The organism is Acidovorax sp. NN32 (genome assembly GCF_057597245.1).
In genome coordinates, this window is sequence record NZ_CP199679.1 from 2,719,906 (window position 1) to 2,744,952 (window position 25,047).

At 60.2% G+C, this 25,047-nt stretch carries 27 protein-coding genes; 13 read left to right on the top strand and 14 right to left on the bottom strand.

Going from position 1 to position 25,047, the window contains the following annotated elements:
• Nucleotides 1-22 precede the first annotated feature (22 nt).
• The 3 genes from dgt to ACT89O_RS12730 all read left to right on the top strand — a co-directional run bounded on the left by dgt (nt 23) and on the right by ACT89O_RS12730 (nt 3,959).
• On the top strand, nt 23-1,471 hold the full coding sequence (dgt, locus tag ACT89O_RS12720; RefSeq protein ID WP_487260192.1) for a dGTP triphosphohydrolase: 1,449 nt from the start codon (nt 23-25) through the stop codon (nt 1,469-1,471).
• A 14-nt stretch (nt 1,472-1,485) separates the two neighbouring features.
• Nucleotides 1,486-2,121 (top strand): hypothetical protein, encoded by a 636-nt coding sequence (locus tag ACT89O_RS12725; protein ID WP_487260193.1) that lies wholly within the window; start codon nt 1,486-1,488, stop codon nt 2,119-2,121.
• A gap of 416 nt (nt 2,122-2,537) precedes the next feature.
• Complete coding sequence (locus ACT89O_RS12730) at nt 2,538-3,959, top strand: aspartate kinase (RefSeq protein ID WP_487260194.1); 1,422 nt, start codon at nt 2,538-2,540, stop codon at nt 3,957-3,959.
• Nucleotides 3,960-4,044: 85 nt separating this feature from the next.
• Here the strand turns inward: ACT89O_RS12730 and ACT89O_RS12735 are convergent, their stop codons facing one another.
• The 7 genes from ACT89O_RS12735 to ACT89O_RS12765 all read right to left on the bottom strand — a co-directional run bounded on the left by ACT89O_RS12735 (nt 4,045) and on the right by ACT89O_RS12765 (nt 10,427).
• Nucleotides 4,045-5,400 (bottom strand): four-carbon acid sugar kinase family protein, encoded by a 1,356-nt coding sequence (locus ACT89O_RS12735; protein WP_487260195.1) that lies wholly within the window; start codon nt 5,398-5,400, stop codon nt 4,045-4,047.
• Nucleotides 5,401-5,403: 3 nt separating this feature from the next.
• Nucleotides 5,404-6,684: a ribulose-bisphosphate carboxylase large subunit family protein gene (locus ACT89O_RS12740; RefSeq protein ID WP_487260196.1), complete on the bottom strand. Its 1,281-nt coding sequence runs from the start codon at nt 6,682-6,684 to the stop codon at nt 5,404-5,406.
• An 84-nt stretch (nt 6,685-6,768) separates the two neighbouring features.
• Nucleotides 6,769-7,311 carry a VOC family protein gene (locus tag ACT89O_RS12745; protein WP_431152951.1) on the bottom strand — a complete coding sequence of 181 codons (543 nt, stop codon included), beginning with the start codon at nt 7,309-7,311 and terminating at the stop codon, nt 6,769-6,771.
• Nucleotides 7,312-7,403: 92 nt separating this feature from the next.
• Nucleotides 7,404-8,198: a transporter substrate-binding domain-containing protein gene (locus tag ACT89O_RS12750; protein ID WP_487260197.1), complete on the bottom strand. Its 795-nt coding sequence runs from the start codon at nt 8,196-8,198 to the stop codon at nt 7,404-7,406.
• A gap of 62 nt (nt 8,199-8,260) precedes the next feature.
• Nucleotides 8,261-9,043: an amino acid ABC transporter ATP-binding protein gene (locus tag ACT89O_RS12755; protein WP_192421421.1), complete on the bottom strand. Its 783-nt coding sequence runs from the start codon at nt 9,041-9,043 to the stop codon at nt 8,261-8,263.
• 14 nt (nt 9,044-9,057) lie between these two features.
• Nucleotides 9,058-9,747, bottom strand: a complete 690-nt coding sequence (locus ACT89O_RS12760; protein ID WP_121506464.1) for an amino acid ABC transporter permease — start codon at nt 9,745-9,747, stop codon at nt 9,058-9,060.
• Nucleotides 9,744-10,427 (bottom strand): amino acid ABC transporter permease, encoded by a 684-nt coding sequence (locus tag ACT89O_RS12765; RefSeq protein ID WP_487260198.1) that lies wholly within the window; start codon nt 10,425-10,427, stop codon nt 9,744-9,746. The genes ACT89O_RS12760 and ACT89O_RS12765 overlap by 4 nt, the downstream gene beginning before the upstream one ends.
• Before the next feature lie 267 nt (nt 10,428-10,694).
• Between ACT89O_RS12765 and ACT89O_RS12770 the strand changes: the two genes are divergently transcribed.
• On the top strand, nt 10,695-11,762 hold the full coding sequence (locus ACT89O_RS12770) for a LacI family DNA-binding transcriptional regulator (protein ID WP_487260199.1): 1,068 nt from the start codon (nt 10,695-10,697) through the stop codon (nt 11,760-11,762).
• An 883-nt stretch (nt 11,763-12,645) separates the two neighbouring features.
• Here ACT89O_RS12770 and ACT89O_RS12775 read toward each other — a convergent pair.
• The gene (locus ACT89O_RS12775) at nt 12,646-13,344 is read right to left on the bottom strand and encodes a hypothetical protein (RefSeq protein ID WP_487260200.1); all 699 of its coding nucleotides are present in this window, start codon (nt 13,342-13,344) and stop codon (nt 12,646-12,648) included.
• Nucleotides 13,345-13,909: 565 nt separating this feature from the next.
• Between ACT89O_RS12775 and ACT89O_RS12780 the strand changes: the two genes are divergently transcribed.
• The 3 genes from ACT89O_RS12780 (at nt 13,910) to ACT89O_RS12790 (ending at nt 15,273) form a co-directional block, all read left to right on the top strand.
• Nucleotides 13,910-14,425, top strand: coding sequence for a hypothetical protein (locus ACT89O_RS12780; RefSeq protein WP_487260201.1), 516 nt, complete (start codon nt 13,910-13,912; stop codon nt 14,423-14,425).
• A 66-nt stretch (nt 14,426-14,491) separates the two neighbouring features.
• Entirely contained in the window at nt 14,492-14,767 is a 276-nt protein-coding gene (locus ACT89O_RS12785) for a barstar family protein (RefSeq protein WP_487260202.1), read from the top strand.
• 104 nt (nt 14,768-14,871) lie between these two features.
• Nucleotides 14,872-15,273: a hypothetical protein gene (locus ACT89O_RS12790; protein WP_487260203.1), complete on the top strand. Its 402-nt coding sequence runs from the start codon at nt 14,872-14,874 to the stop codon at nt 15,271-15,273.
• 82 nt (nt 15,274-15,355) lie between these two features.
• Here ACT89O_RS12790 and ACT89O_RS12795 read toward each other — a convergent pair whose 3' ends face one another.
• From ACT89O_RS12795 to ACT89O_RS12805, 3 genes are read right to left on the bottom strand one after another with little or no spacing between them, the layout of a single operon-like run.
• The gene (locus ACT89O_RS12795; protein WP_487260204.1) at nt 15,356-15,727 is read right to left on the bottom strand and encodes a DUF1731 domain-containing protein; all 372 of its coding nucleotides are present in this window, start codon (nt 15,725-15,727) and stop codon (nt 15,356-15,358) included.
• 6 nt (nt 15,728-15,733) lie between these two features.
• Entirely contained in the window at nt 15,734-16,291 is a 558-nt protein-coding gene (locus ACT89O_RS12800) for an NAD-dependent epimerase/dehydratase family protein (protein WP_487260205.1), read from the bottom strand.
• Nucleotides 16,292-16,342: 51 nt separating this feature from the next.
• A complete protein-coding gene (locus ACT89O_RS12805) occupies nt 16,343-16,762 on the bottom strand; it encodes a RidA family protein (protein WP_487260206.1) in 420 nt (139 codons plus the stop codon).
• A 144-nt stretch (nt 16,763-16,906) separates the two neighbouring features.
• Here ACT89O_RS12805 and ACT89O_RS12810 point away from each other — a divergent pair, with 144 nt between their 5' ends.
• Nucleotides 16,907-17,854 (top strand): LysR family transcriptional regulator, encoded by a 948-nt coding sequence (locus ACT89O_RS12810; RefSeq protein WP_487260207.1) that lies wholly within the window; start codon nt 16,907-16,909, stop codon nt 17,852-17,854.
• Nucleotides 17,855-17,991: 137 nt separating this feature from the next.
• Here the strand turns inward: ACT89O_RS12810 and ACT89O_RS12815 are convergent, their stop codons facing one another.
• Together ACT89O_RS12815 and ACT89O_RS12820 are read right to left on the bottom strand one after the other, a co-directional pair.
• On the bottom strand, nt 17,992-20,253 hold the full coding sequence (locus ACT89O_RS12815) for a hypothetical protein (RefSeq protein WP_487260208.1): 2,262 nt from the start codon (nt 20,251-20,253) through the stop codon (nt 17,992-17,994).
• 271 nt (nt 20,254-20,524) lie between these two features.
• Complete coding sequence (locus tag ACT89O_RS12820; RefSeq protein ID WP_487260209.1) at nt 20,525-21,286, bottom strand: DeoR/GlpR family DNA-binding transcription regulator; 762 nt, start codon at nt 21,284-21,286, stop codon at nt 20,525-20,527.
• Between the two features lie 93 nt (nt 21,287-21,379).
• On the opposite strand from ACT89O_RS12820, the gene ACT89O_RS12825 reads away from it, so the two are divergent.
• Together ACT89O_RS12825 and nudK are read left to right on the top strand one after the other, a co-directional pair.
• Entirely contained in the window at nt 21,380-21,544 is a 165-nt protein-coding gene (locus ACT89O_RS12825) for a hypothetical protein (protein WP_487260210.1), read from the top strand.
• A 20-nt stretch (nt 21,545-21,564) separates the two neighbouring features.
• Nucleotides 21,565-22,161 (top strand): GDP-mannose pyrophosphatase NudK, encoded by a 597-nt coding sequence (nudK, locus tag ACT89O_RS12830; RefSeq protein ID WP_487262857.1) that lies wholly within the window; start codon nt 21,565-21,567, stop codon nt 22,159-22,161.
• Nucleotides 22,162-22,237: 76 nt separating this feature from the next.
• On the opposite strand, the gene ACT89O_RS12835 is transcribed toward nudK, so the two are convergent.
• Nucleotides 22,238-22,489, bottom strand: coding sequence for a GlsB/YeaQ/YmgE family stress response membrane protein (locus ACT89O_RS12835; RefSeq protein WP_055394624.1), 252 nt, complete (start codon nt 22,487-22,489; stop codon nt 22,238-22,240).
• Nucleotides 22,490-22,788: 299 nt separating this feature from the next.
• Between ACT89O_RS12835 and ACT89O_RS12840 the strand changes: the two genes are divergently transcribed.
• From ACT89O_RS12840 to ACT89O_RS12850, 3 genes are all read left to right on the top strand, one after another.
• Nucleotides 22,789-23,742 (top strand): class I SAM-dependent methyltransferase, encoded by a 954-nt coding sequence (locus ACT89O_RS12840; protein ID WP_487260211.1) that lies wholly within the window; start codon nt 22,789-22,791, stop codon nt 23,740-23,742.
• 172 nt (nt 23,743-23,914) lie between these two features.
• Nucleotides 23,915-24,436, top strand: coding sequence for an exosortase H (gene xrtH / locus ACT89O_RS12845; protein WP_121506455.1), 522 nt, complete (start codon nt 23,915-23,917; stop codon nt 24,434-24,436).
• Entirely contained in the window at nt 24,426-25,037 is a 612-nt protein-coding gene (locus tag ACT89O_RS12850) for an exosortase H-associated membrane protein (protein WP_055394618.1), read from the top strand. The genes xrtH and ACT89O_RS12850 overlap by 11 nt, the downstream gene beginning before the upstream one ends.
• The last annotated feature ends 10 nt before the right edge of the window (nt 25,038-25,047 follow it).

Below are 25,047 nucleotides of genomic sequence, written 5' to 3' on the forward strand. Positions count from 1 at the left end.
ATTGCAACAACGAGGCGGGTAAATGCAAGAAAAATGGCAGAAACTTTTAAATCCGATGCGTAGAAAAGCCGAGTCGGAACAAAGTGCTGGAGGTTCTAAAAATGATACCCAAGGGAAAATGGAATATCGAACAGAGCTGGAAAGGGATCATGATCGAATATTGTTTTCAACTCCTGTTCGACGGCTGGCAGATAAAACACAGGTCTTCCCGCTTGATAAAAATGATAGCGTTCGGAATCGCCTGACTCACTCGCACGAAGTTTCAAATTTGGCGCGCAGCATAGGAGTCACATTTTCCACGTCCATTCGTCCAGAAATTACTAATGGGGTTAGGAATATCCCTTCAGTCCTTGGCGCTGTAGGATTGGTTCATGATCTTGGGAATCCTCCTTTTGGGCATCAAGGTGAGGCTGCAATAAGGAAATGGTTCTCATCTAGAGAAAAATATTTCGAAAAAACATTTGGCGATAACAAGAAAAAATTACTTAAAGATTTTTTGAATTTTGAGGGCAATGCTCAAACATTTAGGCTGGTAACTAGACTGCAGTTGATTAATGATGGCTTCGGATTGGATCTGACGCGCGCTACTCTGGCCGCGATGATGAAGTACCCAACTTCCTCTTACGAATTAGATAAAAAATTCTGTGCAAAGAAGAAGCACGGTTTTTTTGAGTCCGACAGAAAAGTTGCTGAAGATGTTTTGCACTCCGTCGGTCTTTCAATTGGTCGTCGCCATCCTTTGGCATATATCATGGAAGCATGTGATGATATTGCGTATGCTACGATTGATGTTGAGGATTGTGTGAAAAAGGGATTGGCATCTTTTAATGATGTTGTGGTATATCTAGAGAATAACTGCAGCGACGATGAATTAGTAAAAAAAGTTGTCTTCGATTCAAAAGAAAAATTTAAAGAATATTCTCAGCTAGGCTTATCTGCAAATGAGTTGGATGATATTTCCATTCAACGATTTCGGGTCTATGCGATCGGTGCAATGATCAATTCTGTAATTGACTGTATAAAAAGCAATATCGAAGAAATAGAGGATGGTTCGCATCGTGAGCCTTTGTTGGAAAAATCCACAGCTCATGCCCTTAGAGAGTGCCTTGGTGATTTTACAAAAAAGTATGCATTTACAAATCGCGCGGTTCTGGAGCTTGAGCTGAGAGGCTTTAATACTATTACGGAATTAATGGATATATTTTGGTTTGCTATTCAGCGTGCTCAGAGCAGCGATGATGCTCACGGCGTGCCAAAGGGTGAGCATCCGTTTGCGCGATATGTTTATTCAAGAATATCCGAAAACTACCGCCGTGTTTTCGAGCATCCTCTGCCGGAAGATAGTGCTTATCCAATCGACTACAGGCGATGCTTATTATTGACGGATATGATCTCTGGAATGACTGATTCCTATGCGCTAAATATACTTGATGAGTTGAAATCTTATAAGACGTTTAATTTGCAAATTTAGAGTTGCGAGGCCTTATGATTCTGTCGATTAAAAATGCGCCTGCATTAATTGATGCTGAATTGAATAAAACCAAAAATGGCGATGAAACGATAGTTGATTTCTTTTCTAGAAATATTGAAATATTCGAAGATGTAGTTTTGTTTGGGGGGGCAATTCGTGATATTTTTTTATTTGGGAAAATAAGTTCAGAATCGGATCTGGATTTTGTGGTTCGCTGTGATAAAGAGAGGCTAAAAAAGACGTTGGCATCTTTTAATCCGGTTGAGAATAAATTTGGTGGTTTTAGATTTTTATTCGGACAGCGCCAGATAGATATGTGGCCGCTCGAAGAAACTTGGGCTATAAAAAATGGGTATTCAAGAAAGTTTGGGAGCACGGCTGCCGGGCGCCCAAGCGCTTCAATGATGGATTTATTAAACACGACATTATTTAATGTTGATTCGGTTTATTACAGAGTTAATAGAGGCAATCTGATTTGCTCCACTTTTTTTCTGGATGGTATAAGAAATAATATTTTAAAACTAAATCTAGAAAAAAATCCGTCTCCGCAAGGGGTGATCAAGCGAATTGGGAGAATGAGGGACGAAAAGGGTTTTGAGGTTGATAGTAAAATATTTAGTTATATTAATAATTTGAAAATTAAGAATTAATTTGAGTTTGGGATTTGTTTTGGCTTTAATTTAATTGTGTTGATTTAAATATTTGGGGGATTGCCAATTCCTAAATAATTTTCTGTGAACGCGGTATTTCTTGTCGTCCGGTTCGCAGGGGGCTTTACATCGAGGCCTTGCTAACAAAAAGCCTCATCGAGCAAAAAGCCTCATCGAGCGAGCCCCCTTGAGGTCAGATTGCGGCAGCAAAGGAGCAGTTGGTAGCTGGTACCTTTGACTTAGTCACGCATATCACCGTCGGGCCGAGCCGGGTTACGGCCCCTTGTATGCTCCATCCGTCGCGTCCGTATGAGGATCAGGCAAAAGTCGTGGAAAATAGAGGGTTTCCTGCCGCTGAACCCCTTGGCAGAGCATTCGTCCAGCTTTCCAACCTTTTTGCTCCCCTGAGCCTGTCCATGCAAGACGTTCAAAACTCCAAGATCTCTGTCGAGAAAATCGGCGGCACCTCCATGACCGCCTTTGGCGATGTGCTGCGCCACATCATGCTGCACGATCCCAAGCGCATTTATGGCCGGATCTATGTGGTGTCTGCCTACTCTGGCGTGACGAACCAGTTGCTGGAGCACAAGAAGACGGGCGAGCGCGGCATCTACGCCCTGTTTGCAGAGGGCAAGGGCTACCAGGACGCCTTGACCCAACTGGCCGCCAGCCTCAAAAAGCTGAACGCGGGCTATGCCGACCTGGGCCTGCCGCTGGATGTGGCCGATGCCTTCATCGACCAGCGCATTGGCCAGGCGCGTGAATATCTGAACGCCATGCAGCACGTGCTGGCCAGTGGCTATCTGAGCCGCAAGGATGTGCTGCTGGCCGCGCGCGAAGTGCTGGCCTCCATTGGCGAGTCGCACAGCGCGTTCAACTCGGTCGAGATCCTCAAGGTCAATGGCGTCAACGCCATCCTGATGGACCTGGCCGGTTTTGACGACAACGAAGCCTGGACCATTGATGAGCGCATTGCGCAAAGCTTCAAGGGCCTGGACCTGAGCGACAAGGTGGTGGTGGCCACCGGCTATACCAAGGGCACCGAAGGCATCATGCGCGAGTTTGACCGCGGTTATTCCGAGGTCACCTTCAGCAAGATCGCCGTGGAAGTGCGCCCCGCCGAGGCCGTGATCCACAAGGAATTCCACCTCTCGTCCGCCGACCCCAACCTGGTGGGTCTGGAAAACGCCATCGTGGTGGGTGCTACCAACTACGACGTGGCCGACCAGCTGGCCGACGTGGGCATGGAAGCCATCCACCCCAAGGCTGCCAAGCCTATGGAACTGGCTGGCATTCCCATCCGCCTGAAGAACACGTTTGAGCCCGACCACCCCGGCACGCTGATCACCAAGGACTTCGTGGGCGAGCGCGCGCGCGTGGAGATCGTCACCGGTACCGACAAGGTCACGCTGATCGAGATCCACGACCCCAGCATGGTGGGCACGGTGGGCTTTGATGCAGGCCTGATGAACGTGTTCTGCAAGCACGACGTGAGCTACATCCTCAAGGCGACCAACGCCAACTCCATCGCCCATCTGGTGTGGGACAACCAGGTCACGCCCGAGCTGGTGGCCGAGCTGCAGGAGGGCTACCAGGTCGTGACGATCAAGCCCAGCGCGATCGTGTGCACCATCGGCTCCAACATCGGAATCCCCGGCGTGCTGGCCAAGGCCGCACAGGCGCTGGCCGATGCGCGGGTCAACGTGAACTGCGTGTCCCAGACCCTGCGTCAGGTGAACATGCAGTTCGTGATCGAGCGCGAGGATTACAAGACCGCGATCAAGGCACTGAACCTGGCACTGTGCGTGAACTCAGGAACTCCCGTTCCACGTGTTTGAAGGAATAGCGGCAGGCTTGCCTTCCGCTATGCCGTTCCATAACGAGCCCGCCATGCGCGGGCTTTTTATCGCCTGGATGTCTCCGTCAGGCGGTGCCGAGCAGCTTCTCGAAGAGACCCGTCCCCCCCATCTGTCCGCCCTTGAGCATCAGCTCCAGCCCGTCGCGCGACGGGCTTGCGCTGTGCGCGCGGCTCAGCGTGACCCCTGGGCAGACCGTCGTTTGGTACGACAAGCCCCACAGCTGAAGCGCCTGCACGGCGTGGCTGGAGGTGTCGCCGCCCGCAATGCCAATGCGCCCCAGGGGCGTGCCGTTGTCGGCCTGCGCCTGCACCACACCGGCGACCAGGGCAGCGCTGGCGGGTGCGACGGCTGCCAATGCGCCACCGGCGGGGGCATGGGCGCCGTCGTTTGGCCCGGTGTAGGCCAGAACGTGGTGGCCTTGCTGCAGCCCGGCACATATCGTGCGCTGGGTGGCCTGGGCATACGCTGCATCGTCGCCTAGGCGCTGCGCGTCCACAGAGATGCGCTGGTAAGACGCTGCGGCCTGGACCTGGGCCGCAGTGATGGGTGACAGGCTGCCCGCCCAGGCGAACACAGGGCCAGTCGATGGCGCCAAGGCTGGGGTGGGGTGGTTTGCGTGGGCTCCCCAGTGCGCGATCAGCGCTTGCGCCACGGAGCTGGGCCCCACTGCGAGCAGGCGCGCGTGTTGTGCCTGTTGCCACAGCAGGCGCCCCACGCTGGCCAACTGATCTGCACTGGTCAGGTCCAGCAGCGTGGGCACCAAAGGCAAATCGGGCAGATCGGCCGGGCCATTGTCCAGAAGCGTGCCCAGTGCGGTGCGCAAGGTTGCCGCGTTTGGCCCTGTATCCGCTTCAAACAACGGGTAATGCAACGCCGTGATGCCCTGCAATCCTTGTTGTGCCAGGTGCACCCTCAAGTCTGCCTCGGCCATGGGGGTCACTGGGTGGCGGTGCATCGTCGGGTGCCGGTCAATGCGGTAGACGGCTCCACCCGTCCCGGCCGCCGCAAACAGATTGCTGAACGCGCAGTATCGGCCCAGGCTGGGCTGGCCTCCGAGGATGGGCACCCAGCGGTTGTCCACGCTGGGATGCAGGGTCTGGATGGCGCAGGCAATGTTGCCAACATGCGGTGCGCTGTCGAAGGTGGAACACACCTTGTAGTGCAGCACGGTGGGCGCAACCTGCCTGAAAAATTGGCCCACACCGGTCAGCTCGGCGCGCATGGCGTCGGGCGCCATGGCACGCGCGGCGCCGGCAATGCCGATGGCATCCAGCGGCCCGGCGGCCACCAACGCTTGTGCGCTGGGCACGCCCATGAACAGCATGGACCGCAGGCCCGCTTGGGCCAGCACGGCCAGGGTGTCGGTGGCGCCGGTGAAGTCGTCGCCGTACCAGCCGAACCGGGGGGCTTCAGTGGTCATGGTTCAGGACTTCTTGCCGAAGAATTCGATGGCGCGGCGCAGCTCGGGGGCGCGTGCCGCGCGCTCGGCCAGGGTTTCGCCATGCTGCACCGCATCCCACGCCTGCTGCAGGCTGGCCACGCCCGCAGCGGGGCCGTCTGGGTGGGCCAGGATGCCACCACCGGACATGAACAGCAGGTCGTTGGACTGGATGCTGTCCCACGTGGCAGGCACGGTGCCGGCCCACTGGCCGTTGGAGAAGGCGGGCAACACGCGGTCGTCCAGGCCTTCGCACAGCGGGGCCAGGGTGTCGTGGGCGGATTCGATCACTTCTTCATCGGTCTGCGAGAACTTGCCCTGCAGGCCGTGCACATGCATGTGGTCCACGCCCGCCAGGCGCCACAGCGTCTGCCAGGCGTTGAACGAGAAGCCCAGCAGCGGGTGGCGCGACAGTGCGCCGTAGCCGTTGCGGTGGCCGTGCAATGCCAGCGGCGTGTGGCGGCGCAGCGTCTGCACGGCGGAGTAGCCACACCAGTTCAGGCTGACCATCACACAGCTGCCACCCTCGGCGGCGATCAGGTCGGCGTGGCGGCGCATGGCGTCGGTTTCGTCGGTGATGTTGAAGGCCACCATCACCCGCTTGCCGGTCTTGTCCTGGTGGGCGCGCACGCGGCGCATCACGGCTTTGACGCGGTCGGCCAGTGGCGCGTGAACCGGGTTGGCGCAGACCTCGTCGTCCTTGATGAAATCCACACCCGCCGCACACAGACGGCCTGCCAGGTCGCCGGTTTCTTCGGCCGACAAACCCACGTTGGGTTTGATGATGGTGCCGATCAGCGGGCGGCCCTGCACACCAGTTAATGCGCGGGTGCCGCTGATGCCGTGGCGGGGCATGTCGAACTGCGCGCGGTAGGCGCTGGGCAGTTTCATCGACTCCAGCCGCAGGCCGGTAACCTCGCCCAGGTCGTACAGGTTGCCCGACACCGTGGCGGCCAGCGTGGGCAGGTTGGGGCCGATGTTGTCGCACGGAAAGCTCACGCGCAGCCGGGCGCGCTGCCAGGTCTGCGGCGTGTCAAACATGCCGCGCCGCTGCATCCACCCGTTGGGCAGCGACGGCGCGGGCGCCACGTCCAGCAGCTCGACCGACTCGACCGTGGCGCGGGCACGTTCGCGCAGAGCGTCGGTCTCGCCCTCCACCCGGGTGAAGGTGCCACACGATTGCTCGCCCGCCAGCACCTCGGCCACATGGGCGGGGTCCAGGGGGGTCTCGATCAGGTAGGTGGCTTCAAAGCGGTCTGGGGACATGGTGGGTGAACTACTGTTTTGATATCTGCTAGCGCTTATGGAAAAAGCGCTAGAGGCCAATTTGGCTTAAAAATCAGACCTTCTTCAGATCTTCGACAGATCAGGAAACGGCCGCACCGGGTCGGTCATGCCGTCCCAGGTTTCCGACTCCGCACGGATCAGGTCGAACATTCGCCCCTTGGGCCCGGCCACTTCCGACAGCTCGATCACGGTGCCCGGGTGGTACTCGGTGTCGAAGTAGACAAAGCGGCCTTTTTCGCCCACCTCGCCGCTCATCACCGTCTTGAAGCCCTGGGCCGTCAGCCGCGCCAGGTCTGCGTCGTAGTCGCTCGTCCAATACGCCACGTGCTGCAGCCCGGTGCGCCCGGCCTGCAGAAAGTCGCGGTACATCGACGGCACATCGTTGCGCGTCTGGATCAGTTCGACCTGCACATAACCCGAGTTGGCCAGCGCCACCGAGTTGTGCGGCTCGTATCGCTCGCCCTTGTAAACGTAGTTCTTGATCGGAACCTTCGGGTTGTAGAACCAGGGGCCCACGCCCAGGGTCTTGCTCCAGTAGTCCATGGCGGCTTCGATGTCGTGGACCACATAGCCAAGCTGGCGGATGGCGCCGAAATGACGGCTCATAAAAATTTCCTTTGGTGGTGATGCGTCAGGGCAGGGCGCAGCCGGGCGGGGCCCGTCAGGCGCCGCCCAGGTTGCAGGCTTGCTTTATTTGCTTACTTGGCGCCGTCGATGATTTCTTTGGGGATCGGCACGCCCGCGTACTTCACATGGATGTCGTTCAGCTTGCCGTTGGCCAGGTTGGTCTTGATCCAGCCGTTCACGGCGGCCATCAGCTCGGGTTGGCCTTTGCGCATGGCCATGCCCAGCTGGTACGACTGCAGGATGAACTTGGTCTCGAAGTCGCGCGCCGGGTTCTTCTTGGCGATGGCCGCAATGATCGGCGGCGTGATGGCCACGATGTCGGCCTGGCCGGTGGCGGCGGCGGTGATGGAGGCCGATTCGTCATCAAACCGCACCACCTTGGCCTGCGGCGCACGCTCGGTCACGATCTTGTCTTGCGGGCCACCGCGCGTCACTGCCACGGTTTTGCCGGCCAGGTCTTCAATGCTGGTGAGCTTGAGGCCCTTGGGCGCGCCCACTGCGGCCTGGATGGCGCCGTAAGGGATGGAGAAGTCCACCGCCTTCTGGCGCTCAGGCGTGATCGACAGCGACGAGATGATCAGGTCCACCTTGTTGGACAGCAGGTTGGGAATGCGCGCGGAGTTGGTCGTGTTCACGATCTCCAGCGTCAGGCCCAGGTCCTTCGCCAGCAGCTCGGCCGCTTCCACGTCCGAGCCCACGGGCTTCATCTTGTCGTCCACGTAGCCGTAGAACGGCGCGCCAAAGTCGATGCCCACGCGCAGCTTGCCGGCGGACTTGATGTCGGCCAGCTCGGCCATGGCGGGCATGCACAGGGCGGCGGCGCCCATGGCCAGCATGGTGCGGCGGAGGAAGAGGGAAGTGGTCATAGTGGTTGTCTCCTGGTGGTTTTTGAGTACGGAATCGAAACGGGCTGGGCTGAAGCAGAAACTCAAAGCCCGTGAGAAAGAAAGTCGCGCAGCTCGGCGGTCTGTGGGTTCTTGAGCATGTCGCCTGGGCCCGTCTCCCACACTTTGCCCTCGTGCATGTAGATGATGGTGTCGGCCACCCGGGCGGCGAACTCCATCTCGTGCGTGACCAGCACCATGGTCATGCCGCCCTGGGCCAGGGCTTCGATCACGCGCAGCACCTCGCCCGTGAGCTGCGGGTCAAGCGCAGAGGTCACCTCGTCGAACAGCATCACCTGCGGCTCCATCGCCAGCGACCGGGCAATGGCCACGCGCTGCTGTTGCCCGCCTGACAGCTGCTCGGGGTAAGCCTGCGCCTTGTCCGCCAGGCCCACCTGCTGCAGCGTGCGGGCGGCAATCTCGCGCGCCTTGGCCGCTGGCAGGTTCTTCACGGCCTTGGGCGCCAGCGTGATGTTCTGCTCCACCGTCAGGTGCGGAAACAGGTTGTAGCTCTGGAACACGATGCCCACGTCCTGGCGCAGCTGGCGCAGGTCTATGGCAGGGTCGTGCACCGCGTGGCCGCAGACATTGATGGTGCCGCTGTCGATGATCTCCAGCCGGTCGATGCAGCGCAGTGCCGTGCTCTTGCCCGAGCCACTCTTGCCGATGATGGCCACCACCTGGCCCCGGGGAATGGCAAACGACACGCCCTTGAGCACCTGGTTGCTGCCAAAGCTTTTGTGTACGTCCTTTAGTTCAACGACGGGCTGCGCAGGCGAGGCCGCTGGCTGGGAGTGTTGCGCGGCAGCGTCTCGGGCGAGGTTCATGGTGTCTTCTCGTTTCATGCGGTGGTCACAGAGGGGGTGGCTGTGCCACGGGTGTTTCCAAACTGCTGGCGCTGCTCCAGCTTGCGGCTCCAGACGGACAGCGGGTAGCACATCGCAAAGTAGACGATGGCGATCAGCAGGTACACGGTGAAAGGCTGAAAGATGGAGTTGTTGATGAGCTGCCCCGCACGCACCAGCTCGATAAACCCCACGATGGACGCCAGCGACGTGTTCTTCACGATCTGCACCATGAACCCCACCGTGGGCGGCGTGGCAATGCGCACTGCCTGCGGCAGCACCACCAGCCGCATGCGCTGCGTGCGCGACAGCGCCAGGCACTCGGCCGCCTCCCACTGCGTGCGCGGCACCGACTCGATGCATCCGCGCCATATCTCACCTAGGTACGCGCTGACGTAAACAATCATCGCAATGCTGGCCGCCACGATGGCGGGCAGCTCCAGCCCGGCAATGCTCAGGCCGAAGTAGCACAGGAACAGCACCACCAGCAGCGGCGTGCCCTGGATGATCTGAATCCACGCAATCGTCGCCCAGCGCACGGCTTTGATGGGGCTGACGCGGCACAGCGCAATCACGCCCCCAGCCAGGCCACCGCCCACAAACGCAATCAGCGACAGGCCAATGGTCCACAGCGCGCCAAACAGCAGGTACTGCAGGTGATACGAGTTCAATCCACCGTCAATCATTTGGCGTTCCCCAATTTGCGTTGGCGCGTGAACACGAGCTGCCCGAACACCCACAGCCCCAGCCGCATCAACAGCGACAGCGCCAGATACGCCACCGCCACCAGGATGTAAGCCTCAAACGGGCGGAAGGTCTCGGACTGCACCCGCGCCGCCACGGCCGTCAGTTCTTCCACCGAGATCTGCGAGGTGATGGACGACGCCAGCATCAGCAGCACAAACTGGCTGGTGAGCGCGGGGTACACCTTCTCCATCGCCGGGCGCAGCACCACATGCCAGTACACCTGCCGTCGCGTGAGGCCCAGGCACTCGGCCGCCTCGATCTGGCCCTTGTGGATCGAATCCATGCCCGCCCGCATGATTTCGCAGGTGTAGGCCGCCACGTTGATCACCAGCGTCAGCAGCGCCGCAGCAAACGCCGACACCTTGAAGCCCAGGCTGGCCAGGCCAAAGAACACCAGAAACACCTGCACCAGCAGCGGCGTGTTGCGCAGCACTTCTACATATGCGCCGCAGGCCTTGGCCAGCCAGCGCGTGTCGCCGCGCCGCCCCATGGCCAGCAGCGTGCCACCCACAAAACCAATCACCGTGGCCGGGAAGGACAGCAGGATGGTCATCCAGGCCCCTTCCAGAAACTGGGGCCAGTTGGCCAGCACGCTGGCAAAGTCGAACTCGTATTGCATGGGCGCGGCGGCGATGCTTCAGCGCACGCAGGCGGGGCGCATGGTCACGAACGGCACGAAGGGCACGGGCAGGCCCGGGGCGCTGCACGCGGCGCGAGTTGGGGTGTCAGGCATGTCTTGTCTCCTGCGGAATCGGTTTTGGCCGCTGCAACCTAGGGTTTGTACTGATGGTTTTTGATGCCTTTCAGCATCGAACGCCCAGTGATACTATCCGCGGAATCCATCAAATACCAGCAAACCAAATGATGGTTTTTGATTGAATCCACCATGGCCCAAAACCCGCCCAACCCCAGCAATCTCCGCAGCCCGCGCATCCCCGACATCGCCCAGCTGTCCGGCGTCTCCACGGCCACGGTCGACAGGGTGCTGAACCAGCGGTCGGGCGTGCGCAACGCCACCGCGCAGCGGGTGCTGCAGGCCGCCGCCACCCTGGGCTACCTGCCGCAGGCCGAGCTGCACGCAGCGCTGCAACCGCAACCCTTGCGCCTGATGGTGCTGATCCCCGAGGGCAGCAACCGCTTCCTGCAAATGCTGGGCGACGTGATCGGCTACGCGCAAGACCACTGGGCACCGTTCAACGTGCGCTGCCAGGCGGCGTATATCGAAAGCTTCAACCCCGATGCGCTGGCAAAAGCACTGCTGCACTACGGCAAGCGCTGCGACGGCATCGCCTTCATGGCGCTGGAGCACCCCGTGGTGCGCGAGGCCGTGGCCCAGCTGGCAGAGCAGGGCGTGCCCACCGTCACACTGATCTCGGATTTATCCAACTCGCGCCGCGTGGCCTACGTGGGCCTGGACAACCGCGCCGCAGGCCGCACCGCCGCCTACCTGATCGCCCGCTTCATGGGCCCCTTGGCCCACAGCCGCAAGGCGCATGTGGCAATGATTGTTGGATCACTGCGCTACCGCGCCCATGAGGAGCGCGAGGCGGGCTTTCTGCACCTGTTTGAAGAGCAGTTCCCCCTGGTGCAGGTGGTGGGCGTGCGCGAAGGCCAGGACGACGCCGAACGCAACTACCGCCAGGCCCGCGCCCTGCTGGAGCAGCACGATGATTTGGCAGGCATCTACAACATCGGCGGCGGGGCCGAAGGCATCGGCCGGGCGCTGAAAGAGGCGGGCGCAGACCGCAAGATCGTGTTCATCGGGCATGGCCTCACGCCGGATACGCGCGCGCTGCTGATCGACGGGACGATGGATGCGGTGATAACCCAGAACCCGCAGGGCGCGGTGATGAACTGCGTGCGGATTTTTGCCAACCTGCGGGATCGGCGGGAGCCGACGAGCGGGGTGGAGACGACGCGGAGCCAGGTGATATTTCGGGAGAATTTGCCGTAGGGGCAATGCTGCACCGCGTTGGCGGCAGGCCAACAGGCGCGCGAAGGCTTGCTCTGTATTGGGAAACCCATGCTGAGGTGGCTCATTGACCGCACAGGCTGGTTGCAGTCATACGCTGACTGCAAACGAATGAGTACTATCGGCCAAGAACGGCCATTGGGTGCGGCTGCAAGCAGGCGCTCAACGTCTGTGAGCTAACCGGACCCTAGCAGCGCGTTGCTAAAGGCCAAGAATGAAATTGGCGAGCCTTTGGCAGCAAGCCGCAATGGGTACGGTTGAGCGAATGGCTAGACCTCACTATGGTAAATGCGGTCAAAGTCTTTCTCCATGCGCAGTAACTCTTGCTGAAATGAATGCGGCTCAAATGCTTGTAACGTGAGCCACGAAGACCCTAAGCGGCTAACAGGGTATCTGAGTTGAATACTAGGTTGAGCTGTGTGCTCCCGATAGTATTTTTTCTGATCCTGATTTAGATCATCCGGCAGTGAGTGGCGAAACGGGATATCCCAAGAGAGATTTGGCTCGGGAAATTGTCGCTCGTATTCGTTCGCTAGGCTGTGTATGTCGTGACTGAACGCCCATACGTCGAAGTTGGAGTTCTTGCGAAGCAAGGTGGCCTTCAAGAAAAGCTCAACAGCGTGCGCTGCATTCATTAGAACAACAGCTCCAGCTGGTCAATCCTTGAGTTCGGCGCGTTCTACTGCGCGTTGTCCCAGTACGGTTGCAGCTGCAAGATAGGCGTACGCGAACGCAAATAGCTGCTCGTGGACCGGCAGCATTCTGATGTTTGAGTCGGATGTCAGATTCCAGGGCATGTGGAGCTTAGCGTTCGACATGAGCATCATGACCCGGCTTGCCGGGACATATCCGCTTGATGGAGGGGCTAGACGCCCTCGTGCTTCGTTGCCTCGAGAGCAGTGTCATTGGCGACGATCCATTGTTCTAAGGTCTCGAAGGCCGCTGGCCACTCTTCGTTGTACTCGTAATCAAACAGCGACATGCACAGCTCGACGCCTGACACGTGGGAGCTTGAGTACATGGAGGCCCACTTGTTTGAAAACGTAGTGACATATTCGCTGGGATCAATGTCCGAGTATCCGAGGCAGATACCCTCGTGATTGGGATGTGCGCTTTCTGATAGTGCCGCATACAGAGCCTCTATTCCGGGGTATAGCGCTTCGCACTTCTGGAGCACAGTGATGATGTTGATCGCGGATACGCTGGTCGATTTATCTCTCGATCCCAGGAGAAGAGAAGTAGTCTTAGAGGAGAACTCATGAAAGCCCAACGTTCCGGCGACGACTTTTCTGGTTAAGTGGTTGAGATATACAAGAATCGCCACCGTTTCAAGTGCACTGCGAAGGAGGATCCTCGCGCCCAGCGCGTGGCCCGCATCGTGCAGAACGTATGACTGCGTGAGGAGGTCTTGTACGCGCCAGGCGACCGTTTCACGGAGGGTCAGACTTCTGAACGGTGCTTTCCATTTGTGAGCGATGGCGTTGCGGCTGAACAGGCCACCAACCTCGAAGCGCTTGCAAAGCGACTGCTTCCAATCGGCCAGAGTTTGCGGGACTCTGTGCATTGGCATCTAACGTGATGTATCCCGCAAAACCTGCGGGATAAGCTGGACCGTGCGGGATATTCTGAGCACTGGTTTCTCCTGTAAGTGGCTTGCAGCATGGGTCTGCAGGCGATTGCCAGTTTAGGCAAGCAGGTATGAAAATTCAGCGAAACCCGGCAGGCGTCAACGAGGCAAACTATAGCTCGCTACCAATCAGGGCCCACGCACTCAGCCAGCAGATTTTGGACTGTTAGGCAGCGGGTAGCGAATGAACGGCAGCTATGGGGGGTGTTGCCTAACGTCGGGTCGGGGCCCTAAACAGCCGGTGGACGAAACTACCGCAAAGCTGCCGTTGACTCACTACCCACTGGCTTGACGTCCAAACCGCGCTGTCTCAGTGCCCGGTGCCTGCCTACTGGCAAGCTATAGTTTGCTGAGTTGATGCCTGCCGGGTTTGTCGGAAATTTTATACCTGTGCTTTTGAACAGCGCACTGACCGCAAGCCCAATCTGCAAGCCATTTTCAGGAGGAATCAGTGTCCAGAATATCCCGCAGGTTTTGCGGGATACATCACGTTAGGCATCGCATGCACCACAAGCTTCGCATTTCTCCCAAAGAACTCCGGTCTTATCAGCAGCGATATGACTACAACGCTGACCCAAAGCTGGAACACATCCGCCCCTTGGCCAAGGCGCAGGGTTACCTAACTGTGTCGCAGCTGTATGAACTTGCGCGCTGGAAGTCGAAGCGGAGGGCCGAACTTGCCAGAGAAAATCCTGAAGCGTTCGTTCGTGAAGTCACCTCGTTTTCCTTTTCTGCCAAGTTCGAGCAATCCCGAATCGGCTCACTCGTGCTGCTGAGTGGGGTTCAGTTTCCAACGGCCTCAGTGATCCTGCACTTTTGCGTTGATTCCACGTATCCAATCCTTGACTTCCGTGCTATCTGGAGCCTTGGTTTAGAAAAGCCAGCCGTCTATTCACCCGACTATTGGGTTGAATACACAGATGTTTGCCGCTCACTGGCCGCTAAGCACGGGCTCACAGTTCGAGAGCTAGACATGGCTCTCTGGCAGTTCTCCAAGGAGCACCAACGCGATGCCTAACCCTTCAATCGAGAGGACATGCCCCGGCAAGCCGGGTCATGCCTCTCATCTCAAACGTTAAACCTTATGGGCACCTACACAATCGACTGTGCAGCAGTCACTGATGAAGAGAGTTTCTGGCGGGCTTACTTGTCGGCAACCACTCCAGAAGGCGCAAGCTACTTCGGACGCAACATAGATGCTTTTTGGGATGCACTACATGGCGGTCCTGGTTGGCCGGGTGAATGCGATTTGTGTTTCATCAACACATCGAGCATCAATAAATTCCGTGACGGGCAGTTCTACTCAGCGCTTCAACAGATCGCAAAGGATTCAAAGCATGTTCGTGTACGGCTTGAATAAGTTCAGGTTTAACATGTTGCTCGTCTCGGACGCGCAACCGAAGGCTGCCGCTTCGCGGCGCGGGCTGCCCGCCGGACAGCGCCAACGTTAGAGCGCCGCGCGTCATGCCATCTCTCAAACCACTTCGGTCTGTCGCTCACAATCTCGCGCATCAGTTTGCGAGCACGCTGAACTATTGGTCTGATGACTATGCAATCAATCGTTTGGCCAGAGCCGCTGTACTTGCAAACGAACCTGTCGTGATCATCGATGTTCTTGGGCAGAGCATGGAGCCAAGATCCGTTCAAGTAGGTGTAGTGATCGAGTTTGTTCCAGCCCTGATACGAACACTTGAAGACTTACTTCAGAAGGAAGGTATGAAGGCAATAGCCCTATCCGCCGCAAAACTGGAGTTCAACTTTGGTGCAAACAAGCTTGCCCCTCCAAGGGAAAGGGCGGCATGCCAATCTACGAATGCCTCTGCACTCTCGAAACGATTGAAGGCAAGAGGTTTGAAGCTCGCTTGACCGAGAGAAATAGCTGAAGAATGAACCAGCGCCCTAACCCTTCAATCGAGAGGACGTGCCCCGGCAAGCCGGGTCACGCCTCTCATCTCAAACGTTGAGCGTCCGATTTCGCCAGCCGCCACCGACTGCTTCTGGCGGATAGTAAGCGTTCGACGGCCAAGTCGAGATGACTGCAACCGCTGCACAGCTGACATAGCGACTCGCAATTGCTACTGTATTTATAGCTGCTAGCGCTTTGCCAATAAGCGCCAAGACCTATTTTGATTAATATTCTGTGTGAGCCAAATCCGTTCCCGCTAGCATCAGCTAGCGCAAGGTCTGCCAGCGCACCACTCAGCTGCGGGTGCACAAAACGGTATCCCTGACCCAGCGCTGTACTCGCCACCGCGTTCTGCCCGTCCAGCAGCAGAGTAGACAGTGCTCCCAGCAGGGCCCGCAACGGCAACCCCGGCATGCGCAATCAAGCCCGTCGGCCAAACGATGCAGCCAAGGTCCGCGCAAATATGGCTTGCGTCGCTGCTTCAGGCGCCACAGCATTGACAGGGCCTTGCAGGTATTGGTGCGCCGTCGCAAACCGCACCAGTCCCACCGCGTCAGCCAAGTGAACCCAAGGCGCAGGCTGGCGCCCATGCCCCAGCACGGCGCCCAGGCCCAGGCGGGCGCTCAGAGCCTGCATCGGATACGCACCACCACCGTGCCCGAGCACCACACCAAACCGCATGCGCACCACCCGCACGCCCAGGGCTTCGGCGCGCCGGGCCTCGTGTTCGATAGCAGCGCACAGGTCGGACTGGAACTCGCCCGGGCGGGGTGGGGCGGTTTCGTCCAAGGGCTCCATCGACGCGTTGGGCGATGCGCCGTAGAAGCCCACGGCCAATGCGCTGACCAGCACGCGCGGGGCCTTTTGCAGGCGCCGCATCAGTTGGACAACTGCCACGGTGGTGTCGACGCGGCTGGCCAGCAGTTGGCGTCTGCGCGCCTGGGTCCACGGCATGCCCAGCACGCGGGCGCCTGCCAAGTGACGACAGCGTCGATGGTGGTTATGGAGCAACGCGCGTGCCGCCACATTTCAGCGTCTCACCTCCTCCGGCAGCTTCGCAATCACCTTGATCTCGAACTGAAAGCCATACAGCCAGGTCACGCCAATGCCCGTGAGCGTGGGGTGCGGCGCATTGCCCCAGTATTCGCCCACCACTTCCCACGCGGCCTCGAAATGCTTTTCTGGGTCCACCATGAACACCGTCACATCGATCACGTCGTCAAACGTGCAGCCGGCGGCCTGCAGGATGGCGTTGAGGTTGTCGAACGCCAGCCGCACCTGGGCTTGGTAGTCGGGCTCTGGCGAGCCATCGGGCCGGCTGCCCACCTGGCCCGAGACGAAGAGGAAACCGTTGGAGCGGATGGCGGGCGAGTAGCGGTTCTTTTCGTAGAGCGCCTGGCGCCCGGGTGGAAAGACCACGTCGCGAGGGGATGTGTGCGTCGATGCCATAGGAGTGTTTTCCTTTCGGTAGGCCGCAGGGGCCTTGGGTTGTTGTTGAAAGGAATTTATCGGCGTGCCCCCGGCAGATAAACGGGCAAGCCTGTCCATCACTGTTTGTAAACTCCAAACAATCTCTGACGAGGCAGGAGCACCATGGACCGGTTCGATGCAATGCAGGCGTTTGTGCGGGTGGTCGAATCGGGCAGCTTCACCAAGGCGGCCGACACGATGCACGTGAGCAAGACCACGGTGACGCAGCTGGTGCAGCAACTGGAGGCGCGGCTGCGCGTGAAGCTGCTGCACCGCACGACACGGCGGGTGCAGGTCACGGCCGATGGGGCCGTGTATTACGAGCGCGCCGTGCGTCTCTTGGCCGACATGGACGATGCCGAGACCAGCCTGTCGAGCGCATCCGCCGCGCCGCGGGGCCGCTTGCGGGTGGATGTGCCCAGCCCGCTGGCCCGGCTGATCCTGGTGCCGGCCCTGCCGGAGTTTCATGCCCAATACCCCGACATCCAGCTCGACATGGGCGTGAGCGATCGCATGGTGGATCTGATCGGCGACAACGTCGATTGCGTGGTGCGCGGGGGCGAGATTCAGGACCAGTCGTTGATTGCGCGGCGTGTGGGCGACCTGCAGCTGGGCGTGTACGCAGCGCCCAGCTACCTGAGTCGTGCAGGCAGCCCTGTACACCCGCACGAGCTGGAGGATTCGCACCACCGCGTGGTGGGTTTTTTGTGGTCGAGCACGGGCAAGACGTTTCCGTACGCGATGCGGCGTGGCGCCGAGGACATTCAGGTGCAGGGCCGCTATGTATTTGCGGTCGACGACGGCAACGCCTACCTCGCGGCCGGGCTGGCTGGCATGGGCGTTCTTTGGCTGCCGCACTACATGGCCCGCCCGCACCTGGGCAGCGGCGAACTGGTGCCCCTGCTGGAAGACTGGGCGCTCGACCCCATGCCGCTGTACGTGGCCTACCCACCCAATCGCCATGTGAGCGCCAAGGCGCGGGTTTTCATCGACTGGGTGGCAGCGCTGATGGCAAAGCATGCGCCGCCGGTGCGCCCACCGGCCAAGCGGCCCAGCGGGGCGGCGGACTGAACACCACCGCCCATGCAGGTCAAGCTACTGCGCATTTTGCAAGAGGACACTTTTGACGCTGCCTTGCCTTGGCACCACGGTGGCCATGGAGAAGGCGCTCGGCTTTCATGGCCGCTGGGTGCCGCACTGCATCAGGGCTAAGGTTGCCCGAAGCTCAACATCACTTGATGCCCCTCTGGCTCCACGCTCAACATCCAGTAGCGTCCATCAATCAGGGCCAGGGCAGGGGTGATGTTGCTTAAAAGCTGCTCGCCGTCAGCTGCATCCACATCACCAGGAAGGTACTGGCGTTGTGTTGTGTCGCCAAGGGTCTGCTGGGTGATGCTGCGAAGTGCGTTGTCATCGTGCGGCACGACCAGCAACACCTGGCTGTCAGTGGGCTGTGCGGCAGCCGCTACGGCTGCTGACGTCCAAGCGACGCTCTTGTCGATCAGGCGGATGGGCTCGTTGCCGTAGAAGTAGAAGTTTCTAGCGGGGTCGTTGTCGCTGACCCAGATGGAGTACACACTGCGTCCGCCATGGGCGCGGAAGTACACGAAAGCACCCTCGCGCGTGCAGGCAGCGCAAGGCTGTTCATCTGTCATTGCTGCGTAGCCCTGGCCCGTCTGAACCGGTGTGTTTCCCAACCACTTGGTTTCCTTTTCAAAGCGCCATGCGTAGTAGAGGTCACTGGACCGAGATCCCTTGAAGAACAGCACAAGGTGACGTGCGTTGGGCAGTGACACCGCACAAGGGGCGCGATCGGTTTTGGCGGCACTGCCGTTGACTTGCACGGTGCCATGTTTCATCCAACGGTCGCCGTTCCATTGCAGCCACTGTAGACAGCCCTCGAAGTCGGCATAGAAGCAATGCAGCACGTCGCCATGAACAACCAGTGTCGCAGGGGTGGATGTCTGCACCGGGTCGCCGGACACCTTCAGCAGTTGAAAGTCGGTCCACTGCGTGCGGTGGCGCCCGATCAAAAACTGGTTTCCTTGTTTGACGCACACCCACCGTTCACCCTTGAACTCGGCGATGGCAGGTGAAGACTGCGTGGTCAGCGGTTTGCCCTGACGCTCCAGCAGACGGGCTTGCACTATCCAGTTTGTGGCGCTGCCAGAACCGGTGTTTGGGCCTGTGGCCTGGCCTTTGCCGGGTGGTACGCCAATTTTTGGGGGGCGCAGCGCACCATTGAGTTCTGCCGCCAGTACCCACCAAGGCGCGACGCCTAGTATTCCCGCGCGCATCCATTCGCGCGAATTGGGGTTTGCGGTTGGGACACGGACCCGAGCCAAGGCTTCACCCGGTTTTGCGACAAACAGTGGTGAAAAGTTGTCGGTAGCCTGAGGGTCGAGCGGGAGCTTGGGAAGAAGTCGCAGGTAAGTGGGAGCGGCCACGGCCTTGCCATCGGTGAACGCGCGATATACATCGGCGATAGCCGCGCGAAGGGCCGCGCGCATCACATTGCGGTTGGCCGCATTCACGGCGTCAAAGTAGCGCCCATCGCCGTAGGCGATCCAGTGGTCGCCAGCCGCATTGCTTACCCACAAACCGTTGAAACCGTCCTCGTCATGCATCGCCTTGGCGCATGCATCCGGCGCAAAGTCGATCGCATGGGTCTGAGAGCTCTGGAAGTCGTGCAGGTGACGCCGCGGCGTGCGCAGATGTCCGCTGGCGAAACCGTCGGTCAGATAGTGGCTGGCGAATGCCAGGTACGCATACGCCTTCAACAGTCCGTTGCTGCGATGCAGTCCCTGCTGGGCACTGGCTGAAGCGGCGGTCTCCATTGCTACTTGAAGACCTGCGCGGCAGACATCGTGGGCGTGGGCACCGAAGTGGTCCCAGTTGAAGCTGGCAATCCACATGTAGCGGCCCCAAAAACTGGTGTCATAGGGATAGATTTTTTTGTCCGCCCCGCCGGTGGCGACGTTGTATTGCAGGTCCCAGTGGTCGCTGTTGCGTGCGTAAGCTTCGTGGGGGTCTTCGCCCTTCGCGATCGCGTTGGCGATGGCCTGAAACTCTTCCTCCATGATTCCCAGAATTTTTTTGACCTCCTGCGGGTCTGCCTTGTCGAGCGTGGCGAAGGTTTCGCGAAACGCAGCGGGCTTGTCCGCCTGATCGGAGATGGGCTTGTGCGGAAGGGCATAAAAATCGCCAGCCAGCGCGACGATCTGGCCGAAACTCAGTCGGCAGCCGTTTTCCAGTGTGAATTCGAGATGAGCGGCATCGTGTGAGCTGCCATCCGCCAGCGTGAGCCTGAGCCCATCCACGATCGACCAGTGCTCGGCGCTACCGAAAAAAGCCCCCCCTGGCCTACGCCCACCCGCAAGCGCTGTGCGTGTGCGAAAGCGCATCGGGACCTTGCGAGGTTGCTGCTGCGTCTGATCCGGACCGAGCGGTTGATTGACTTTGATGTCCATGAGGTTCTCCTGGTAGTCGGCTTGGTGGGCGCTGCTCCGCGCCTGTCAGCCGGTGTTGGGAAGAACCGAAGGCTAGCGACAGAGGGTAGCGTCGAACAGTCCAAAGCTTGCATGGGTCGTGTGCGTGGCATGAACACACGAGGTTTTTCAGGCATTCGGCTGATCACCAACCTGAAGCTGCGCATCCGACCGTTGGCCACGAATTTGGGGAATCCTTCGAGCTCGGCATGGCCATGCTGTTGGCTGCTCCTGTCGGGGAAGCAGACGGCCATCACGGCCGGGCGCTGACGACCTTGGCCCCCGCCACTCGCAGGCTGGCGACAAGCTTGGCGGGCGTGGCGGCTGGCACTACCAGTGTGGTCAGCTCCTTGAGCGCCGCGATGCCGAAGGGGGAGGCGGCTCCGAGTTTGTCGATGGAGGCCAGCACCACGGTTTCTGCAGCGCGCGCGTGCAACGTGCGCTTGACGGCGGCCTCTTCAAAATCCCCGGTAGTCAACCCGGCGTCGGCATGCACACCCGTCACGCCCATCAGGTACAGGTCTGCGCGCAGCTTCATGGCGGCTTCGGTCACGCTGGCGCCCACGTTCACCATCGAATGGCGGAACAGGCGGCCGCCCAGCATCAGCACCTCTACCTGCAGGTGGTCCGCCAGCGCCACAGCCACGCTGGGGCTGTGGGTGACCACGGTGGCGCGCAGGTCCAGCGGAAGGTGTTGCACCACCTGCAGCGAGGTGGTGCCGCCGTCGAGGATCACCACCTGGCCAGGCTGCACCAGAGCCGCGCCGGCACGGCCCAGTGCGCGCTTGTCGTCGGTGGCAAGGTGCTCGCGCACCTGCAGGTTGCCCACGGCCTTTGATGCGGGCAGGGCGCCGCCATGCACGCGCTGCAGCTGGCCCTCGGCCGCCAGCTCGCGCAGGTCGCGCCGCACGGTGTCTTCCGAGATCCCGAGTTCCTCGCTGAGTGCCTTGGCCACGATCTGGCCGTCTTGCCGCAGGCGCTCCAGAATGAGTTGTTTGCGTTGGGTGGTGAACATGGGCGTGAAGCGGGGCAACCGTGGATCAAAATCAGGGTTGCATGAATTTGCATGCTTGTGCATGATATTGCACGAATCAAAATTTGCAAGACCATGTCCACCCCTACCGACCCCAACCCTCCGCTCCTGGTGCCTATTGCTGGCCCCTATCTCTCGGGCACCGACGGCGACCCCGTGGTGCACCCCGTGAATGAATGGCCGCTGCGGCAGCACGCCTGCGCTGCCAAAGCCATTCCCGCAACGGAGCCAAGCCTGTGAGCCGCCCCGTGCCCGCACCGGTGCCTGCCAGTACCGAGCAGGTCAAGCTGCAGTCGGTGGAGGTGCTGTCTGACCATTGGTACACCCTGCGCAAGGTGACCTTTGACCTGCGCCGCCGCGACGGCCAGTGGCAAACGCTCAGCCGCGAGGCCTATGACCGCGGCAACGGCGCGGCCCTGCTGCTGTATGACCCGCGCCGTCGTACGGTGGTGCTCACACGCCAGTTCCGGCTGCCGGCGTTCCTCAACGGCAGTGTCGACGGCATGTTGATCGAAACCTGCGCCGGCCTGCTCGACGGGGACGACCCCGAAACCTGCATCCGCCGCGAAGCCGAGGAAGAAACCGGCTACCGTGTGCGCCAGCCACGCAAGGTGTTCGAGGCCTACATGAGCCCCGGCTCGGTCACCGAAAAGCTCCACTTCTTCATCGCCGAATACGAACCGCAGGACCGCATCCGCACCGGAGGTGGCCTCGCCCACGAGGGCGAGGACATCGAAGTGATCGAGATGCCACTGGCCGAAGCCCTGGCGGGCATTGGCAGCGGCGTGATCGAGGACGGCAAGACGGTGATGCTGCTGCAGCATGTGGCGTTGATGCTGCAGGAGGCGGCGGGATGAGGACATGCGGGCGGCGCAGGCGTTAAGGCCTGCGATGCCTATCGCGGTGTGCCGCCGGGCAATGCGCCGCCGCGCATCAGGCCTTCTTCTTCACCAGCCCGTAGATCACCAGCAGCACGATGGCGCCGATGATCGATGCGATCCAGCCGACGGACGCGTTGGGCCCGTACCAGCCCATGGCCACGCCCACATAGCGCGCCAACAGCGACCCGGCAATGCCGAGAACGGTGGTCATGATCAAGCCCAATTTGTCATTGCCCGGCTTCAAGGCGCGCGCGAGCAATCCGACGATGAAGCCGACAACGATGGTTCCGAGAATGGAAAACATGGAATTCCTTTGTGATGATGGTCAAGCCGCACCGATGGCCCGGCAGCGACTGTAATTGCATTTCTGACCACGGTTTTCCACGCAGGATCCAGGTCGTTGCAGGCTGACGGCGCACTATTGAGAATGGCCTGCATGCTCCTGGCGAGGCGATGGTGGCGCGGATCGGCACGGCGCCTTGGTCCTTGCAGGCACGATAATGGAAGACGCTATTATTTCAGTAGCTAACAGCGCTTATATTTCAAGCACCAGCGGCCATTTTTTCTCATAGTCTCGTTTATCCAACCCGCCCCCGCTCCTCCATGCAAGCTTTGCTCGACGCCATCGCCGCCATGCCCCTGCCCGTTGAGGCCCAACGCGTCTTTCACGGGCGGGGCGGGCTGCATCCGGGTTCTGAGCAGTGGTCGCTGGACGCCTACCCTCCGGTGTTCGTACTGACCAGTTTCGCACCCGCCACGGACGAAGACCTGGCCGCCATCGGCGCCGCGTTGCAGGCGCGCTGGGCGCAGATCGCACCGGCTGGCGAGCCGCTCAACTGGGTCTTTCAGCACCGGGGCGAGGCTCTGCGCATGGAGGGCCGTAGCGAAACACGGCTGATGGCAGGCGCCGTGCCCGACCCGCACATCGTGACGGAGGCTGGCGCGCGCTATCGCGTGCATGTGCTGCGGGGGCAAAACCACGGCCTGTTCCTGGACATGGCCGAGGGCCGTCGCTGGGTGCGCGACCACGCGGCAGCCCGCAGCACCGACCGCTACGGCCTGAAGGTGCTCAACCTGTTTGCCTATGCCTGCGCTTTCTCGGTGGTGGCGCTGCAGGCGGGCGCCAGGCACGTGGTCAACGTGGACATGAGCCATGGCGCCATCGGCGTCGGGCAGCAAAACCACCAGCTCAACGACATTACCACGGGCGCGGCGTTTTTGCCGCACGACATCTTCAGCAGCTGGGGCAAGATCACCCGCAGCGGGCCGTATGGCCTGGTCATCGTGGACCCGCCCAGCTACCAAAAGGGCAGCTTCGTGGCCACCAAGGACTACGCACGGCTGATGCGCCGCCTGCCCGACCTGCTGGCACCCGGCGGACATGCACTGCTGTGTCTGAACGCGCCCGAGCTGGGCGTGGGCTTCCTGCAAGAGCAGATGCAGGAGCTGGCGCCTGAACTGCACTTTGTCGAACGGGTGGCCAACCCGGCTGTGTTTGCGGATGTGGACCCCGAGCGCGCCCTCAAGGTGCTGGTGTACGCCGCCCCGAACCTTTGAACAGGTTCTCAGGGCCGCTTACGAGTGCCATTTGGGCTTTGTGGGTTATGGGTAGCTTCTGATATTCTTTGCGGCGCCTGTGTGAACCACAGGCCCACGTTCTCACGGCCTCGCCGCCTGGCGCATTCCTGGCGCGTTGGTGCGCGCTTCACCAGGTTCTTCTCATCGACGTATGGTCCGATTTTTCTTGATTTTCATCGCCGTCTTGGCGGTCCTCTTTCGCATCGACATGCTCGATGAGGTGCAACGGGTCGCCATCGAGCCCTGGACCAGCCTGCTCGCCACCGCCAGCGCAGCGCTGATGACCCCGCTGGACTCGGATGTGGCGCACCATGGCCGCATCCTGATGAGCAAGGCCACGGGTTTTGCAGTGTCCATCGAGGCGGGCTGCAACGGCGTGGAGGCGGCCATCATCCTTATCGCCGGCATGATCGCGTTTCCTTCCAGCTGGAAACACAAGCTCGCCGGCATCGCCATTGGCATTGCGGCGGTGCAGGTCGTCAACCTGCTGCGCATCATCAGCCTGTACTACCTGGGCAAGTGGAACATGACCGTGTTCGAGTTTGCCCACCTGTACCTCTGGCAGGCGCTCATCATGCTGGATGTGCTGGTGGTCTGGATGCTCTGGATTCGCTGGATCGCCCGCCAGCAACCTCCCTCACCCCCTCAACCCCCCCTCGCCAATGCAGCTTAGTTCTGTCGGACGTTTCCTGCTGGTTGCCATCGCTAGCCTGCTGTGCCTGATGCCGCTGTGGTACTACCTGTCGCCACAACTGTCCAAGCCCGTGTTCTTCATGGCGGGCGAGGCGGCTTCCACCCTGTTCCATTGGGCACTGAGCTACACCCAGAAAGAGACCACGGCGTTGTTGAACACCACGCTCAAGGTGGTCTCCGTGCAAAACGGCCAGTTCAAGTCGGGCAAGCTTGCGCCTTTGGTGGACTACCGCTTGCTGGGGTACGGCATCGTGATCTTCTGGGCGCTGGTGCTGGCATCGTTTCCCCGTCACTGGGGGCGCAAGCTGCTCATAGGCTCCTTGGCCATGCTGCCGATCCAGGCGCTCAACGTGGCCCTGCAGTGGTGCAACGATGTCTTCAACCGGGCGGGGCCTGAGGTGTTTGTGCAGACGGGACTGCCCGGGTGGGTGGCCGACGTGGTGGCATTTCTGTACCACTTCAACCTGTTCATCTTTACCGCACTGGCCCCGGTGATGCTGTGGCTGTTGCTGGACCGGGAGTTCCTGGCCAAGCTCCACGCCCAGGCGCGTGCCGCCGTGGCCGTTCAGCGGCCACAGTAAAGCGGGGAGG

Bases quoted from the DNA above. Each gene is read 5' to 3' on its own strand.
- dgt (WP_487260192.1), top strand. From the start codon at position 23: ATGCAAGAAAAATGGCAGAAACTTTTAAATCCGATGCGTAGAAAAGCC.
- ACT89O_RS12725 (WP_487260193.1), top strand. From the start codon at position 1,486: ATGATTCTGTCGATTAAAAATGCGCCTGCATTAATTGATGCTGAATTG.
- ACT89O_RS12730 (WP_487260194.1), top strand. From the start codon at position 2,538: ATGCAAGACGTTCAAAACTCCAAGATCTCTGTCGAGAAAATCGGCGGC.
- ACT89O_RS12735 (WP_487260195.1), bottom strand. From the start codon at position 5,400: ATGACCACTGAAGCCCCCCGGTTCGGCTGGTACGGCGACGACTTCACC.
- ACT89O_RS12740 (WP_487260196.1), bottom strand. From the start codon at position 6,684: ATGTCCCCAGACCGCTTTGAAGCCACCTACCTGATCGAGACCCCCCTG.
- ACT89O_RS12745 (WP_431152951.1), bottom strand. From the start codon at position 7,311: ATGAGCCGTCATTTCGGCGCCATCCGCCAGCTTGGCTATGTGGTCCAC.
- ACT89O_RS12750 (WP_487260197.1), bottom strand. From the start codon at position 8,198: ATGACCACTTCCCTCTTCCTCCGCCGCACCATGCTGGCCATGGGCGCC.
- ACT89O_RS12755 (WP_192421421.1), bottom strand. From the start codon at position 9,043: ATGAACCTCGCCCGAGACGCTGCCGCGCAACACTCCCAGCCAGCGGCC.
- ACT89O_RS12760 (WP_121506464.1), bottom strand. From the start codon at position 9,747: ATGATTGACGGTGGATTGAACTCGTATCACCTGCAGTACCTGCTGTTT.
- ACT89O_RS12765 (WP_487260198.1), bottom strand. From the start codon at position 10,427: ATGCAATACGAGTTCGACTTTGCCAGCGTGCTGGCCAACTGGCCCCAG.
- ACT89O_RS12770 (WP_487260199.1), top strand. From the start codon at position 10,695: ATGGCCCAAAACCCGCCCAACCCCAGCAATCTCCGCAGCCCGCGCATC.
- ACT89O_RS12775 (WP_487260200.1), bottom strand. From the start codon at position 13,344: ATGCACAGAGTCCCGCAAACTCTGGCCGATTGGAAGCAGTCGCTTTGC.
- ACT89O_RS12780 (WP_487260201.1), top strand. From the start codon at position 13,910: ATGCACCACAAGCTTCGCATTTCTCCCAAAGAACTCCGGTCTTATCAG.
- ACT89O_RS12785 (WP_487260202.1), top strand. From the start codon at position 14,492: ATGGGCACCTACACAATCGACTGTGCAGCAGTCACTGATGAAGAGAGT.
- ACT89O_RS12790 (WP_487260203.1), top strand. From the start codon at position 14,872: ATGCCATCTCTCAAACCACTTCGGTCTGTCGCTCACAATCTCGCGCAT.
- ACT89O_RS12795 (WP_487260204.1), bottom strand. From the start codon at position 15,727: ATGCCGGGGTTGCCGTTGCGGGCCCTGCTGGGAGCACTGTCTACTCTG.
- ACT89O_RS12805 (WP_487260206.1), bottom strand. From the start codon at position 16,762: ATGGCATCGACGCACACATCCCCTCGCGACGTGGTCTTTCCACCCGGG.
- ACT89O_RS12810 (WP_487260207.1), top strand. From the start codon at position 16,907: ATGGACCGGTTCGATGCAATGCAGGCGTTTGTGCGGGTGGTCGAATCG.
- ACT89O_RS12815 (WP_487260208.1), bottom strand. From the start codon at position 20,253: ATGGACATCAAAGTCAATCAACCGCTCGGTCCGGATCAGACGCAGCAG.
- ACT89O_RS12820 (WP_487260209.1), bottom strand. From the start codon at position 21,286: ATGTTCACCACCCAACGCAAACAACTCATTCTGGAGCGCCTGCGGCAA.
- ACT89O_RS12825 (WP_487260210.1), top strand. From the start codon at position 21,380: ATGTCCACCCCTACCGACCCCAACCCTCCGCTCCTGGTGCCTATTGCT.
- ACT89O_RS12835 (WP_055394624.1), bottom strand. From the start codon at position 22,489: ATGTTTTCCATTCTCGGAACCATCGTTGTCGGCTTCATCGTCGGATTG.
- ACT89O_RS12840 (WP_487260211.1), top strand. From the start codon at position 22,789: ATGCAAGCTTTGCTCGACGCCATCGCCGCCATGCCCCTGCCCGTTGAG.
- xrtH (WP_121506455.1), top strand. From the start codon at position 23,915: ATGGTCCGATTTTTCTTGATTTTCATCGCCGTCTTGGCGGTCCTCTTT.
- ACT89O_RS12850 (WP_055394618.1), top strand. From the start codon at position 24,426: ATGCAGCTTAGTTCTGTCGGACGTTTCCTGCTGGTTGCCATCGCTAGC.